Genomic DNA, 15,337 nt, shown 5'->3' on the forward strand with positions numbered 1-15,337 from the left:
CCAAAAACGACTCAACCATCGAGCTCCGATAGAATATCGAATCTCGATGGCTGCTTAGTCTTTTTAATACTGTCTACTTGACAGGGATAAGACCACTTTTGAGATGGTCTCTTCATCACTGCGCCATTTTCTTTCGGTACATCTTCCCGTTCCAGTAGAAGAATCGTGAAGTGAGCCCTCCGTATTTTACAATGCGCCGTGCCATTTTGTTCATATTCTTTTGTGCTGATACTTTTTGATCTGATAAATAAATACCAAGTAATCCTCGGCTTATGAGACGATGAAACTTCGCATGAGGCAAATCACCAATGCTCTTCTCTGCTTCTTCTACAAAATGTTTCATACGATCTAATATAGCTTGCTCGTTTTCATAATAACTACAGAAATTCAAATCTCCTCCGATACGGTCTTCTTCTTGATCGATGAAATAATCAAGTAAAATGTGAAGTCCTTGTACGTAAGGAAAGTATCCTTGTCTAATTTTCACAATATCTTCTTCATGTAACTCATCATGAAATGCATATGCTACAAGACAGAAAATTCCAAGCGTAGAACCTGCACATGCTGAAAACTCAAACCAACTCATCGGTGGTAAATTTTCTTTATGCGCTTCAAACCATGTTTTTAAGCGTGGTTCTCTTTCTTCTAACTTCACGTGTTTATGAATTTGCAAATCACAATAATAACAAGCAAGTTCATGAAGAATTGGAGCAATTTTATCATAATGCTTCGTTTTCTTTAAAACATCCTGACATGTTTCAACAAGCTCATCTAAATAACCACCATCATCTTGATCATCACGATAACGATAATAGTTACCGCCCCCTTCAACTTCAGGGCTTAATGCCATTACCATCGACTCATGAAGAGCCGCAAAGTCTTTCGGGTCAAGTGATGTACTACGATCACATAAATTATCTAAATAGTCGCTAATCGTTTGATAAGCTACGATAAAACGAATACATTCCTCACGATGTTCATTTGCTAGTAGCGCTAAAATACCACCGCCTTCACAATGAAACGTTTTATTTTCAATACTTGCGATCGCTTGACTATGAAGCTCGTCATTCGGAATATGGTAGGCACGCTCTTTCCACATCGCTAGCTCATGGTGTACAACCGGAAACACATCACGGTATACTTTGGCCATGAGCGTTATGGGATTACTCGGTACGTTCACTTCTTCCTTCATCTCCTCTATTAAATGTACAAATAATAATTTATTTGTTTGTTTCTACTATATTATTGACACGTATTTCAGTAAATGACTGAATATAATTCAAAATTTCATCACGCTCATACTCATTTAATAACTCATGATAACAATTAGGCCACTCCTTATATGCCTTATCACTAATTTTAACATTATCAAACCATGTACGGACACGTGTTTTATCTACAAGTTTATCCTCACACGCCTGCATTAGCAAGAGCGGAACATCTGGAAAATCATCTATTTTCTCATGAGCAATCTCGATAGACTTAATCAATTCACTATACCAACGTACTGATACTTTACGCAAGAACAATGAATCATTCTCCATCGCATCCCTCACTTCATGATTACGAGTTGACATTTCTACAGTGAGATTTGTTGCAAATTGCAATTTTGGAGCAACGACATTTAATATTTTTGAAGCAGCACGAAGCGAAGCGGAAGGTGCAGCTAATACTCCTAAACAAGGTGAGCTTAGTACAATCCCATCTATGTCCTCTCTTTTCGTTTCTTGCATCATACGAATAACGACAAGTCCTCCCATACTATGACCAAATAAAAAAATAGGCAATCTATATTTCCTTGCTTCTTTCACCCATAACTTTATTTCCTTTATGTATTCATCAAATGAGTCGATATGTCCTCTATTTCTTGAAGTGGTTCCGTGTGCTGGAAGATCGCCCATAACGACGTGATAACCGATATGATTCCACATTTCTGCAACTGCTTCATAACGCCCGTGATATTCCATGGCACCATGCACGATAATAATGACGGCTTTCGCTTCCTCCGCTTCATAGTTCCACATACGAAACTCCCCCATTTCACTCTTTTTCATAATTTGATACACTAAAACTAGTCTCTAGGAAAGGAAGGCTTTACATGATATATCCTTACAAAGAAAAAAACCCGAAAATTGCGAGTAGTGCTTTTATCGCTGACTATGTTACCATTACAGGCGATGTGACAATTGGCGAAGAATCTAGCATTTGGTTTAATACAGTCATCCGCGGTGATGTATCACCAACGATAATTGGAAATAGAGTAAATGTACAAGATCAATGTACACTTCACCAAAGCCCCCAGTATCCTCTTATTTTAGAAGATGACGTTACCGTTGGGCATCAAGTTATTTTACATAGCTGCAAAATTGAAAAAGATGCTTTAATCGGAATGGGATCTATCATATTAGATGGCGCTGAAATTGGTGAAGGAGCTTTCATCGGTGCTGGTAGTCTCGTTTCACAAGGAAAGAAAATCCCTCCTAATACGTTAGCTTTCGGTCGCCCTGCGAAGGTCATTCGCGAATTAACAGAAGAAGACCGTAAAGATATGGAACGTATCCGCACACAATACGTTGAAAAAGGACAATATTATAAATCGTTACAAAAGTGATTTTATCGCTGCCATAAGACTGGCAGCTTTTTTTATGAAAAAATCTAACTTTTTCTTTACAAAACCTTATTATCCCCTCAATAAAATCTTATTAAAATAGAAGTTAATAACTCCATATATATGTAAATGAGGGAGGAAAAATCTCATGAAGGTCAGTGGACTATATAAAATAGAATGTTACATCTTCAAAGGAATTAATCGCTACTTTGATCAAAAAACATTAAACATCTTTTTCAGCAATATTACCCATATCGGTGGTGCAAGTTTTTCCATTGCACTTACCCTATTCTTTTTAATTTTCGCAACAGGGAATTTGCATCAAGCTGCAATTGCAACTGCTATTTCTTTGACAATTAGCCATATTCCTGTGCAAATATTAAAAAGATGGTATCCACGAAAACGTCCTTATTTAACAATTCAAGATGCGAAATATCCAGTACAGCCTTTAAAAGATCATTCTTTTCCATCCGGACATACAACGGCTGTTTTCTCTGTCCTCATTCCATTTATTTGCTATAATCCAAACTTGCTTGCTTTTCTATTACCGTTAGCATTATGCGTCGGTATTTCCCGTATTTATTTAGGGCTTCATTATCCGTCAGATGTATTTGTAGGCATGTGCCTTGGCACTTGCTCTGGCATCATCTCTTTTTATCAACTCATTCCACTCATGTAAAGGAGCGATATGATGAGAGTCGCCATATTTACCGATACATTTACACCACAAGTCAACGGTGTGGCGAAAACTTTGGAACGTTTAACTAAATATTTCCAAAAAGAAAATATCGCCTATTCTGTTTTCGCCCCTCAGCATACGGCAGAAGATAATTTCGTAGCGAATGTGAACAAAATGAGAAGTATCCCGTTAACAATATTATATCCAGAATGTCGCTTTGCCTTTCCTACTCCGCGCATTAAGCGGGAACTTCTTGCCTTTAAACCTGATATCATTCACATCGCCACGCCTTTCAATATGGGACTTTGTGGGTTATATTATGCCAAAAAGTTAAATATCCCAGTTGTCGGTTCTTATCATACTGATTTTGACGCCTATTTACGCTATTACAAAATCGAATTTCTCTCCAATATGCTATGGAACTATTTAAGCTGGTTTCATAGTCATATGCAAAAAAACTTTGTTCCTTCTCCTGAAACATTACATCAATTAAAGAAAAAAGGATTTCAACAGCTCTATATTTGGGGACGTGGTGTAGATTGTACTCTTTTTCATCCAACTTACAATAAAGACCTATTCCGAAAAAAATATAATATTACAGCGAAATATATTCTTTCCTACGTCGGGCGCCTTGCTCCTGAAAAAGATATCGATACTCTTCAAACACTTATTCAAACGACAAACAAAGAACGTGACGATATTCATTGGCTCATTGCTGGAGACGGGCCTCTAGCAACAAATTTGCGTGAAGCTGTTCCGAAAACAAATGTCACTTTTACTGGATATTTACAAGGCACGGATTTGGCTGAAGCATATGCTTCCTCCGATTTAATGGTATTTCCCTCTCCTACTGAAACATTTGGGAACGTCGTACTGGAGTCACTCGCATGTGGCACACCTGTTATTGGTGCGAATAGTGGCGGGGTTAAAAATATTATTAAAAATGAAAAAACTGGTTTTCTATGTGAGCCAAAAAATGTGGACTCATTTTTATCGTCGATTTATTATTTATTAAACAATGAAGAAAGATTGAAACAAATGGGAGTCGCCGCCTCATCTTATGCGAAATCACAAAGTTGGGATGAAATCTTTCATAATTTACTTAACCAATATGAAGAAGTTCTTCACCAAAACAAAGCAGAACTACTGGCTTAAAACTTAAATAAACTCCCTGCAATGAGGGGCAGGGAGTTTATTACACAATTGAAAATTTTAGTTTAATAAATGGTACACAAGGTGAAACATAACCACTTTTCTATATTAATTATAACAGAATTATACATAACTAAACAGTCTTGTAATAAAAACCCAAAAAGATTAATATATGGTTATACAGTATTTTTACTGTATGATGATTTTAAGAAATTCCCCTTAAAATCAACTTACTCACATACCTTTATACAGTAATTGTTCCCCAATTTCTGTATATCAAAAAACCTTTCATTCATTTGAAAGGTCTTTTTGAGCCTGCACATATTCTTCTTTCGTATTCACATTCATAAACCAATCTGCATTCGCCTGTACCTCTTCACCAGCAATATATTTTACATTACATTGTGATAAAAGCTGGCCCATACTTCTTTTTTCTTCCTGAAGCAAAGCATAAACCTTTTCTTTCACGCGGTTATGATACGCTGCAAGTAACGGTTGTTTTCTTCCATTAATAATAGGGACAACCGCATCATATTCATTGCTCGTTTGCTCTAGTAAAATGGTAAACCATTCATGCGAAACATTTGGCGCATCGCAAGGCATAATAGCGTACCAATCTGCTTCTACATATTCCATTCCTGATACAATTCCAGCAAGTGGTCCATTTCCTTTATAATGCGGAATATCTTCTATAACAGGAACTTGTACGAGTTTCTCTACTCGCTCTTTTATATCAGAATGACTAATGACTACAACTTCTTGTAACGCAGTTGTCATCACTTTCAAAATATGCTCTATAAAAGTACTCCCTTGCCAGCTCACTAACGCTTTCGGCTCACCAAATCGACTCGACATACCGCCTGCCAATACAATTCCAGCATACTTACTCATTGGCGATGCAGCTCAAATGTAATATGACCTAATTCCGGTAAAATTAATTTATTCATCGCAAGGCGAACTGCCCCGCTAGACCCTGGCATGGAAAAGACAACTTTGCGTCCAATTGTACCACCGATTGCTCTACTTAACATCGCACTACTTCCGATATCTTCTAAGTAACTTATCATACGGAACAACTCACCAAATCCAACAATTTCTTTATCTAATAACACTGACACTGCCTCAATCGTTACATCACGTTTCGTAATACCAGTTCCGCCATTCGTTAACACGACATCAACATCTTCCCTATGATAACCAGCTAACACAGCCTGTTGAATACTTTCTTTATCATCTTTCACAATTTCATAAGAGGTCACTTTATGTCCTGCTTCTATTAATAATTCATGTAATAGTTGTCCGCTCTTATCCGTCTCTTCCGTACGTGTATCGGAAATCGTCACGATTTTGCAGCGCACTTCTTTTGGAGCTTGTTTTTTATGTTCAGTTACGCTCATTTTTCATCTTTCCTTTCCTAAAGACTTTTCTTCATTTTATCATACATATCTTTACACAATTATGTATGAAGCCAATGATGCACCGTGATACAATATAAGTATATACGACCATAAAAAGGAAAATACACTTTCTTATACGCCTGGACTACACACCATTAACTCTTTAAATCCCCTTATATTTTCTACATAGTAGATTTCATTTTAAATTACAAAATAATTTGGAGGTTCACTCACTATGGAACTATACAAAAAATTAACAACAACATTCATCCTCTTATTTGTTGCTTCCATCACTGTCGGTTTTTCTCTAAAAGGAGCAATTCCATACGCTACATTAGTGAGTATTATATTCGCAACGCTATTTTTACTGAGCAGTGCTTTTTGCGCAGGAAAAGCACGCCAACTGAAAGGGTGACCGTCTATGTTCCGTAAGAAACCAATCCTTTGTAAATCATGTGAAAAGGAAATACAAACGTATGAAAAAGCGTGGATTCATATGCCATTTCCGGCAAGTGGTATGACAAATATGAAGAAGTATATTGAGCTAGACGGGGAAGTTTATTGTAGTTCTTGCATTCAAGTAGTAAATAAAGTGAAACTTTAATCAGTGGGGATTTTGTTCTTCCCCACTGATTATTAGTTGAACCAATCGGGCTTTTACGGGCAGTTAGCCTCCTACCTAACTTTTTTGCTTTACAGCCGAATTTTGAGGTGGGAGGCTTACTGCCCGTTAATGCGGGATAAAACCAAATAAAAAAAGCTTTGCGACACGCGCAAAGCTTTTTTTTCATATATTATAGACCAGCTTGCTCTTTTAAAGTAGCTGCTTTGTCTGTACGTTCCCATGTAAGATCTACATCAGTACGTCCGAAGTGGCCGTAAGCTGCTGTTTGTTTGTAAATTGGGCGACGTAAGTCTAGCATTTTAATAATACCAGCTGGGCGAAGATCGAAGTTGTTACGAACTAGTTCTACTAATACGTCTTCAGATACTTTACCAGTGCCTAATGTATCAACTGAAATTGATACTGGTTGTGCTACGCCAATTGCGTATGCAAGTTGTACTTCTGCTTTGTCAGCAAGACCAGCTGCTACGATGTTTTTCGCAACATAACGAGCTGCATATGCTGCAGAACGGTCAACTTTCGTTGCATCTTTACCAGAGAATGCACCACCACCATGGCGAGCGTATCCACCGTAAGTATCAACGATGATTTTACGTCCTGTTAAACCAGCATCACCTTGTGGTCCACCAATTACGAAGCGGCCAGTTGGGTTAATGAAGAATTTCGTTTCTCCATCCATTAATTCTGCTGGAACTACAGCTTTAATTACGTGCTCTTTTAAATCGCGATCGATTTCTTCCCACGTAACATCTGGATGATGTTGTGTAGAAATTACAATTGTATCCACACGTACAGGTTTACCATTTTCATCATACTCAACTGTAACTTGCGTTTTTCCATCCGGACGTAAGTATGATAATGTGTCATCTTTACGTACTTCAGTTAAACGACGAGCTAATTTGTGAGCAAGCGAGATTGGAAGTGGCATTAATTCTTGTGTTTCATTACATGCGAAGCCAAACATTAAACCTTGGTCTCCCGCACCAATTGCCTCAATCTCAGCGTCAGTCATTTGACCTTCGCGTGCTTCTAGTGCTTGGTCAACACCCATAGCGATGTCAGCAGATTGCTCATCGATAGATGTTAAAACTGCACAAGTTTCTGCATCGAATCCGTATTTTGCGCGTGTGTAACCAATGCCTTGAATTGTTTCACGAACGATTTTTGGAATATCTACGTAAGTAGAAGTCGTAATTTCCCCCGCTACCAATACTAAACCAGTTGTTACAGTTGTTTCACAAGCTACACGTGCATTTGCGTCCTTTGCTAAGATCGCATCTAAAATTGAATCAGAAATTTGGTCACAAATTTTATCTGGATGTCCTTCAGTTACAGACTCAGATGTGAACAGATGACGTTTTTTTGTCATGGGGTAAACCTCCCTACAGTAATTGTATATATTGTACGGAACTCATCCTTAATTTGCCACAAACTGCGACATACATTTATTCTCCCACACAAGCATACAGAAAAACCTTTCCTACTTAACATAGAGGAAAGGTTTAATTTGCTACTTGCATACTGCTTTTTGCCCTTTGCTCTTATCGTTCGAGACCGTTAGCCTCGCACAGGTTTTAGCACCTATTCACCTGTATTTACCACTACAAGTGAGGTTGCTGGGCTTCATCGGGCCTGTCCCTCCGCCAGCTCGGGATAAGAGAGTATCCGTCCCAACCTATACTAAAGAAATGATATTCATTTGTCAATTAATATTCACATTTTCCTGAAAGTTTTTCTCAATACCCATAGAATGAAATATTAATAGGAAAATGATACATTCACACAAACAAAAATAAATAAATAGTATACATTATTTATATAATTGTGTTATACTATTGATGGGGATTACGAGAAATATTTCATTAAATGAAAAGGATGGTATATAAATATGAGTACTGTGAATGTCCAAATTGGTTTACATGAATTATTGAACGGAAGCAATGCACAGATTCAATTAAGTGTTCCGCAATTAGTGGAAAAAGTATTAATGCGAAACGAAGGGAAATTAACTTCTACTGGTGCCGTTTCTGCTTCAACAGGAAAATACACAGGACGTTCTCCTAAAGATAAATTTATTGTGAAGGAAGCATCGGTTGCTGACAAAATTGCTTGGGGAGCCGTGAACCAACCGATCTCTGAAGAACATTTTAATAAATTATATATAAAAGTTTTAGAATACTTAAAAGAAAAAGAAGAGTTATTCATCTTCAAAGGATTTGCTGGCGCTGATCGCAACTATCGCCTACCAATTCAAGTTGTTAACGAATATGCATGGCATAATTTGTTCGTACATCAATTGTTTATTCGTCCAAATGAAGAAGAATTAGCAACTCACGAATCAGAGTTCACAATTGTTTCTGCACCAAACTTCAAAGCAGATCCAGCAATTGACGGTACAAATTCTGAAGCATTCATTATGGTTTCATTCGAAAAACGTATCGTACTAATCGGTGGTACAGAATATGCTGGAGAAATGAAAAAATCAATCTTCTCTATTATGAACTTCTTACTACCTGAACAAGATATTCTTTCTATGCACTGCTCTTCAAACGTAGGCGAAGAAGGCGACGTAGCACTATTCTTCGGTTTATCTGGAACAGGCAAAACAACATTATCTGCTGATCCAAACCGTAAATTAATCGGTGACGATGAGCACGGTTGGTCTGATAACGGCGTATTCAATATTGAAGGCGGTTGCTATGCAAAATGTGTAAACCTTTCTCATGAGAAAGAACCACAAATCTTCGATGCAATCAAATTTGGCTCAGTTTTAGAAAACGTTGTCATTGATGGTCAAACACGCATCGCTGACTATAACGATACTACTTTAACAGAAAATACACGTGCTGCATACCCTATGCATGCGATTGACAATATCGTACTGCCAAGTGTTGCAGGACATCCAAATACAATTATTTTCTTAACTGCTGATGCATCTGGCGTATTGCCTCCAATCAGTAAGTTATCAAAAGAGCAAGCTATGTACCATTTCTTAAGCGGTTACACTAGTAAGCTAGCAGGAACAGAGCGCGGTGTTACATCTCCGCAAGCTACATTCTCTACTTGCTTCGGTTCACCGTTCTTACCGCTTGATGCATCTCGTTATGCTGAAATGCTTGGTGAAAAAATCGAGAAACATGATGCGAAAGTATTCTTAGTAAACACTGGCTGGACTGGTGGCGAATACGGCGTTGGTAAACGTATGAACTTAGGTTACACTCGTGCAATGATTCAAGCAGCACTAAGCGGTGAACTTGCTAAAGCTGAAACTGCAAAACACGACATCTTTGGCCTTGAAGTACCTCTTCATGTTCCAGGTGTACCTGATGAAGTATTAATGCCTGAACAAACTTGGGCTGATAAAGATGCTTACAAAGCGAAAGCAATTGAGCTTGCAAACGAATTTAAAGAAAACTTCAAAAAATTCGATAGCGTTTCTGAAAATATTATTAACTTAGGCGGTCCGATCGCTTAATTACAAATTTTCTGTTGGAATAACCCTTTTACTCATATGAATAAGTGTCGTGTAACCGTAAAGTTCCGCGTACTCACCGACAAAACCCAATGCGGCTTAACGGTTACACACACTTACATAAAAAAGAAGCTTACGTTAAAAACGTAAGCTTCTTTCTATATCTTATATAAAGTGAAACTTTAATCCCTTCATCTATTGCATACCAATACCTATAAATTTACAGAAAATTCATTTTATAATCATTCGTTTGTAGTTTCCAATGATATAATTTACATATACAGGAAAGGGTGAGGCCCATGAAAAATTTTTCTCGTACTGGAAAAATTTTATTCAGTTATGGAGCGATTCAAATGTTTTGGGGACTTGTGATGCTTAACGTTAATTTATTTGAGCATACAAGTGAAACGATAAAATACATTATTCTAATTACTGGAATAGTTTGTTGTATTGTATCCAACTTTTTTAAAGAACCTAAGAGTCATACTACTAAGTGATTTCATATTAACTTATTGGAAGCGGAAACCTATATTTTATACAAAGTTACGCTTCCTATTGTACTATCCACCGCCGGATCCCTTATTCCAGAGTAAGCCAATTTTCATTTTAAGTAACCAGATTTTCATTTATACAAATCACGGCTTCGAACATATAAACTATTCCCCCACTCACTACATCCTTCTCGTTTCACATCGCATGGGACTAAAAAAGGATCTGACCGCTTCTATCCACCGCCAGATCCTCTGTTCCAACTTAAAACTTCCCAAGCCCAATTTTCAATTTACATACATACAAACCATGGCTTCGAGCACACAAACTATTTCCCCACTCACTACATCCTTCTGGTTTCACACCGCATGGGACTAAAAAAGGATCTGACCGCTTCTATCCATCGCCAGATCCTCTATTCCATCTAAAAAAGTTCCAAACCTAATTTTCAATTGATATACTCGGATTTTCACACATACAAACCACGGCTTCGAACATATAAACTATTATCCCACTCACTACATCCTTCTGGTTTCACACCGCATGGAAACAAAAAAGGCCCTAACCGCTTCTATCCACCGCTGGATCCTCTATTCCATCTAAAAAGAGGCTCTTTTAGCTCTTTTAACCCTTTGTTAATTCTTCTTCATCCTTCATACTATAATACCCTAAATTAATAACGATTAAGAAATAACCACCCAGAATACCTACTGCAAATGCCCACATTACCATATGATGCTCAATTTCGTACATAATAATAGCACCCAAAATTGCAGCTGCAAAGCGATTAAACATACCAAGCGTCGGCGCTTTCGTCTTCTTTACTATACTATCTCCAAGCTTTTCGATACGCCTTCCTAAAATCCAAACACAATACATGCTTACAATAAGTCCAATTCCTGCACCTAGAAAATGTGCTGAAAACGGTGTTAACATCCAGCCTAATAACAGAATACCTAGTAGATAATACGATTGAATTTTAAACGACCTTAATGACATACTAATCATATTGTACTCCCCTTCAATAGTTTTTATCTATCTAACCAAAGCTATATAACTCATTTCTTTCGAGTCCATACTACTAAAAATTCATTTCACTCAAATTTTAAAAACATAAACAGTATGTTTATGTTTTTAAAATGCTTTTAGGAAATAATATTATACAAGATTTCTAATATAGAATCCCTCATAAATGTGACGTTTTTCAAAACATTTTCGTCCAATTATGAAAAAATTGATATCAATCTATGAACATACGGATATGATGTAATAAGCACATAAATAAAGGGGGCGTCTAATGATTTATTTTTTAATGGCTCTCATTCATCTCATTGTTCCTGCACTTATTGGACTTTCATTATATTGGTACATGAAAAAACATAGTATTTTCTATGCTGTCCTCGGTGTTCTTCTTCCAGGTATTATTCTTATTACACTCTTCCGTATTCCTTTTCTTAATTTAATCCCACTTATTACTGCCATTTTATTCCTCGTATTTTTACCAAAAATAAAAAAATAGGAAAGCAGATCATAGGTGATCTGTTTTCCTATTTTGATATAGGTTCTTGCACGATAGAATTAGCTTCTACTTTCTCTGATTTCACAAACCATAAACCGAAGAAAATGATGATTCCACCGATTATTTGTTGAAACGATACATATTCATTTGCCCATACAGCTGCAAATAAAACAGCTACAAGCGGCGTAATATACATATATACCATCGTATGTGACGCACCAATTTTTTGAACACCAACATACCACATGACTAAACCGAATACTGTTACAAAGAAAACAGAATATAGTAAAGCAAATAGTGTCATTCCGTGTGTAATGTGAAATGGCATGACAAATACATGTGGACCACTTAACAATAAAAGCGGAATCGCTCCAACTAATGTCGACCATGCAGTAACACGTAATGCTGAGTATTTTTTAATAAGCGGCCCTGCTAAAACGGGATAAAGTCCCCAACATATTGATGTAATAAGTCCAATCCCATTTCCGTAGAAAGAACTAGCGAGTGAATGCCCTGCTACTAAAACTAATGTAGCACCAATAAAGGCAATCATGGAACCAACTAACTTTCGAGAGGAGAATTTTTCTTGTTTCAAGAAAATCGCAAATAAAGTTGTAAAAATAGGTGAAATAGATATGAGTAAAGAAGCATTTGTAGCGGATGTGTATTTTACAGTTTCCATAAATAACGTTTGATACAGTACAATACCTACAACGCTAACGATGATTAATCTTGGTATATCTTTTCGCTCCATATAAAGTGACTTTTCGATAAAGAACGTAAGTAATAACAGTAGTGGTGCTGCTGTCATCATTCGAACTGCAGTAAACTCAATTGCTGTAAATTCTAAAAGTCCATATTTCGCAATCGTATAGTTAATCCCCCAAATAATAACGACACTTAAAATTAATAATTCAATTCCCCATCTTCTCATGCGCAACCCCCTCCGCAAAGAGAATTATACAGAAAATTCAACCATATGTACATTTCATTATGTGAAAAAATCCATAAGAAAAAGGAGCATATTATATACTCCTTCTCTCTTCATTATACTCGAACATGTAACTTCATATTCGGATTATAAAACTGGCTTGGGCTCTTCAGCTGGAAAGTCCCTCCAACTTCATGCCAATCAACTGTTAATTTATCATCCATAAATACAAGCTTTGTGCGATCTGCAATAAAGTTTAGTACGCTTGATTCGATATCTACATCGCGCTCATCTTTCTCTGAAACGGCTACTAAATCAATAATCCCGCTCATAACACAACCGCAACCTTCATTATCATAAAATAACTTTATATATTTCGTTTCACTTGGAATCGTATCCATAATCTTTTTATATGCTGCCTCTGTTACAGTAACGTACATGTGTTAACCCACATCCTCTCTTCTCGTATCATTTATATATTGTACCACCATTTTTCTTAAATCTTATATACAGAAAATTGAGACTATTATACAATATATGTGGTAAGGGCGCTTATATCACTGATGTTCAAACTACAGTGATATCCCCTTTTATTAGGTCTATTAGGTAGCTTTTTTATTTCTAGCGGAATGGTATTAAAACATATACTTCCCTATTTCCCTGCTATTGGCTGGATTCTAGCTTTTATTTGTTTTATATCCGCTTCTTATTTTGCTATAAAAAATAAAAACAGCTAACAAAGTAAGAATTATCTTAAGGAGGATTATTAAACATGCCAGCCTTAAAAGAAATAGAACAATCACTTAATCATTTATTCCAAATTGAAAAATACGGAAAAGACAGTGCCTTTAGTCGTTTCATTCCAGCTACATATGATCAAATCCAGTTTCCATGGCAACAATTTTTCGAAGCAAATTTTGTTGAGCTATTTAACGGTCTTATGATAAGAGGTACTGAAAATGTAAATACAATCTTTTTAGCTGTGTTCCCGACTGATGATGTTCTCGAAAAATTCATTTCACAATCCATACCAGGTGATTTACTCTTCATGCACCATCCACTTGTGATGGAGTGCGGTGATCCACTCGGAAAATCAGGGCGGGGGTTTATTCCAATTTCATCAAAATATTTGCAGGCAATAAAAGAAAAGAAACTTTCTATATATACATGTCACGGTCCAATGGATTTTCATCAAACATATGGAACTAGCATTTCAATCGCAAAAGCACTACAAGCCAATATAATTAACGGATTCGCTTACGGGGGGCCAGAAAACGAACCAGCCGGTCTCATTTGTGAAATAGATGAAACAACAACAGAAAAACTCCAAAAACGTCTAAAAAAACTCTTTAACATTCCTTATACAGACCTCGAAGGTAAACAACACGATTCCATCAAGAAAATTGCAATTATCGCTGGCTGCGGCGATGTCGTATCTTTAATGAAAGAAGCAGAAGAAAAAGGTGCTGAAGCATATATTACAGGAGAGATCCATTGCCATATCGACAATGATTACGGCAGACATAAATATTCGCTCATTATAGATTATGTGAAAGAAACAAACATGTCGCTCATCGGTGTCTCACACTCTGCCTCTGAATATTTAGTGAAAAAGACATTGATGTACGATTGGTTTCAAGAGAATTTTGATGTAGATGTTACTCTGATTCCACAGGAGACATGGTGGTTATAAAACTAATAACACCTCCCCTATTTTTAAAATCTATATACACAATACGATCGACCACACAAAAATATAGAATCTACAATATATATATAGTAGTTCTACTTTTAAAACTATATTTTCAAAAATATAGAAAGGAGATAATATATGTACCAACGCAATTGCTTTAGTTGTGACGGTAGACGCAACAGCGGTTCTATCGGCAGTACTGGACCTACTGGCGCTACTGGACCCACTGGTGCTACTGGACCTACTGGCAATGCCGGGTCCGGTTTGCAAAGTACTACCGCTTTTAGTCTAGCAGCCGCTCCTAACTATAAAACGGGACAAGTTGTCACTTACACGAGTAGCGGCTATGTTGTAAAAAAAGATGCACCTCAAGGATTTCCGAATGTGTCTCAAGATTATATCTTATTGGTAGAAGGTGGTCCTACCGGATCTACTGGCTCTACCGGGGCTACTGGCTCTACCGGACCTACTGGGTCTACCGGACCTACCGGGGCTACTGGCTCTACCGGGGCTACTGGGTCTACCGGACCTACCGGGGCTACTGGAGCTACTGGTCCTACTGGTCCTACTGGTCCTACTGGTCCTACTGGTCCTACTGGGTCTACTGGTCCTACTGGTCCTACTGGGTCTACTGGTCCTACTGGTCCTACTGGTCCTACTGGTCCTACTGGTCCTACTGGTTCTACCGGAAACACCGGTTCTACTGGTTCTACCGGAAACACCGGTTCTACTGGTTCTACCGGAAACACCGGTTCTACTGGTTCTACCGGAC

General features: G+C 37.4%; 18 protein-coding genes and 1 riboswitch (1 of these 19 cut by a window edge). Of the genes, 10 read left to right on the top strand and 8 right to left on the bottom strand.

What is annotated here, in order from left to right; all coding sequences use genetic code 11:
• Nucleotides 1-115 precede the first annotated feature (115 nt).
• Both DET63_RS24595 and DET63_RS24600 read right to left on the bottom strand, forming a co-directional pair.
• A complete protein-coding gene (locus DET63_RS24595) occupies nt 116-1,180 on the bottom strand; it encodes a tetraprenyl-beta-curcumene synthase family protein (RefSeq protein ID WP_002138728.1) in 1,065 nt (354 codons plus the stop codon).
• A 40-nt stretch (nt 1,181-1,220) separates the two neighbouring features.
• On the bottom strand, nt 1,221-2,024 hold the full coding sequence (locus DET63_RS24600; RefSeq protein WP_002089108.1) for an alpha/beta hydrolase: 804 nt from the start codon (nt 2,022-2,024) through the stop codon (nt 1,221-1,223).
• A gap of 74 nt (nt 2,025-2,098) precedes the next feature.
• Between DET63_RS24600 and DET63_RS24605 the strand changes: the two genes are divergently transcribed.
• The 3 genes from DET63_RS24605 (at nt 2,099) to DET63_RS24615 (ending at nt 4,442) form a co-directional block, all read left to right on the top strand.
• On the top strand, nt 2,099-2,611 hold the full coding sequence (locus DET63_RS24605) for a gamma carbonic anhydrase (RefSeq protein ID WP_002015678.1): 513 nt from the start codon (nt 2,099-2,101) through the stop codon (nt 2,609-2,611).
• 145 nt (nt 2,612-2,756) lie between these two features.
• The gene (locus DET63_RS24610; RefSeq protein ID WP_002167520.1) at nt 2,757-3,287 is read left to right on the top strand and encodes a phosphatase PAP2 family protein; all 531 of its coding nucleotides are present in this window, start codon (nt 2,757-2,759) and stop codon (nt 3,285-3,287) included.
• A gap of 12 nt (nt 3,288-3,299) precedes the next feature.
• Nucleotides 3,300-4,442 (top strand): glycosyltransferase family 4 protein, encoded by a 1,143-nt coding sequence (locus tag DET63_RS24615; protein WP_113938148.1) that lies wholly within the window; start codon nt 3,300-3,302, stop codon nt 4,440-4,442.
• Between the two features lie 285 nt (nt 4,443-4,727).
• On the opposite strand, the gene DET63_RS24620 is transcribed toward DET63_RS24615, so the two are convergent.
• Entirely contained in the window at nt 4,728-5,330 is a 603-nt protein-coding gene (locus DET63_RS24620; RefSeq protein WP_113938149.1) for a molybdenum cofactor guanylyltransferase, read from the bottom strand.
• Nucleotides 5,327-5,836, bottom strand: a complete 510-nt coding sequence (locus DET63_RS24625) for a MogA/MoaB family molybdenum cofactor biosynthesis protein (protein WP_003191949.1) — start codon at nt 5,834-5,836, stop codon at nt 5,327-5,329. The genes DET63_RS24620 and DET63_RS24625 overlap by 4 nt, the downstream gene beginning before the upstream one ends.
• 235 nt (nt 5,837-6,071) lie before the next feature.
• On the opposite strand from DET63_RS24625, the gene DET63_RS24630 reads away from it, so the two are divergent.
• Nucleotides 6,072-6,251, top strand: a complete 180-nt coding sequence (locus tag DET63_RS24630; RefSeq protein WP_002067722.1) for a hypothetical protein — start codon at nt 6,072-6,074, stop codon at nt 6,249-6,251.
• A gap of 6 nt (nt 6,252-6,257) precedes the next feature.
• Nucleotides 6,258-6,440, top strand: coding sequence for a hypothetical protein (locus tag DET63_RS24635; RefSeq protein WP_002067721.1), 183 nt, complete (start codon nt 6,258-6,260; stop codon nt 6,438-6,440).
• 190 nt (nt 6,441-6,630) lie between these two features.
• Here the strand turns inward: DET63_RS24635 and metK are convergent, their stop codons facing one another.
• Nucleotides 6,631-7,830 carry a methionine adenosyltransferase gene (gene metK, locus DET63_RS24640; RefSeq protein WP_002015707.1) on the bottom strand — a complete coding sequence of 400 codons (1,200 nt, stop codon included), beginning with the start codon at nt 7,828-7,830 and terminating at the stop codon, nt 6,631-6,633.
• 169 nt (nt 7,831-7,999) lie between these two features.
• Nucleotides 8,000-8,121, bottom strand: a riboswitch (SAM riboswitch).
• A gap of 228 nt (nt 8,122-8,349) precedes the next feature.
• On the opposite strand from metK, the gene pckA reads away from it, so the two are divergent.
• Nucleotides 8,350-9,936: a phosphoenolpyruvate carboxykinase (ATP) gene (gene pckA, locus DET63_RS24645; protein WP_113938150.1), complete on the top strand. Its 1,587-nt coding sequence runs from the start codon at nt 8,350-8,352 to the stop codon at nt 9,934-9,936.
• A 296-nt stretch (nt 9,937-10,232) separates the two neighbouring features.
• Complete coding sequence (locus DET63_RS24650) at nt 10,233-10,430, top strand: hypothetical protein (protein ID WP_002089120.1); 198 nt, start codon at nt 10,233-10,235, stop codon at nt 10,428-10,430.
• 616 nt (nt 10,431-11,046) lie between these two features.
• On the opposite strand, the gene DET63_RS24655 is transcribed toward DET63_RS24650, so the two are convergent.
• Nucleotides 11,047-11,430 carry an ATP synthase subunit I gene (locus tag DET63_RS24655; protein WP_002089121.1) on the bottom strand — a complete coding sequence of 128 codons (384 nt, stop codon included), beginning with the start codon at nt 11,428-11,430 and terminating at the stop codon, nt 11,047-11,049.
• Nucleotides 11,431-11,719: 289 nt separating this feature from the next.
• On the opposite strand from DET63_RS24655, the gene DET63_RS24660 reads away from it, so the two are divergent.
• Nucleotides 11,720-11,941 (top strand): hypothetical protein, encoded by a 222-nt coding sequence (locus DET63_RS24660; RefSeq protein WP_002015710.1) that lies wholly within the window; start codon nt 11,720-11,722, stop codon nt 11,939-11,941.
• Nucleotides 11,942-11,969: 28 nt separating this feature from the next.
• Here the strand turns inward: DET63_RS24660 and DET63_RS24665 are convergent, their stop codons facing one another.
• Nucleotides 11,970-12,875, bottom strand: a complete 906-nt coding sequence (locus tag DET63_RS24665; RefSeq protein ID WP_113938151.1) for a DMT family transporter — start codon at nt 12,873-12,875, stop codon at nt 11,970-11,972.
• Between the two features lie 113 nt (nt 12,876-12,988).
• Nucleotides 12,989-13,312 (bottom strand): iron-sulfur cluster biosynthesis family protein, encoded by a 324-nt coding sequence (locus DET63_RS24670; RefSeq protein ID WP_002089124.1) that lies wholly within the window; start codon nt 13,310-13,312, stop codon nt 12,989-12,991.
• Nucleotides 13,313-13,644: 332 nt separating this feature from the next.
• Here DET63_RS24670 and DET63_RS24675 point away from each other — a divergent pair, with 332 nt between their 5' ends.
• Together DET63_RS24675 and DET63_RS24680 are read left to right on the top strand one after the other, a co-directional pair.
• A complete protein-coding gene (locus DET63_RS24675; protein WP_113938152.1) occupies nt 13,645-14,565 on the top strand; it encodes a Nif3-like dinuclear metal center hexameric protein in 921 nt (306 codons plus the stop codon).
• 138 nt (nt 14,566-14,703) lie between these two features.
• Nucleotides 14,704-15,337, top strand: partial view of a collagen-like domain-containing protein gene (locus DET63_RS24680; RefSeq protein WP_113938153.1) — the 5' portion only. Its footprint extends 740 nt past the window's final position; only the first 634 of its 1,374 coding nucleotides appear in the window; the start codon lies at nt 14,704-14,706; its stop codon lies off the right edge, out of view.

This window comes from Bacillus sp. DB-2, from assembly GCF_003315125.1.
GTDB lineage: Bacteria > Bacillota > Bacilli > Bacillales > Bacillaceae_G > Bacillus_A > Bacillus_A mycoides.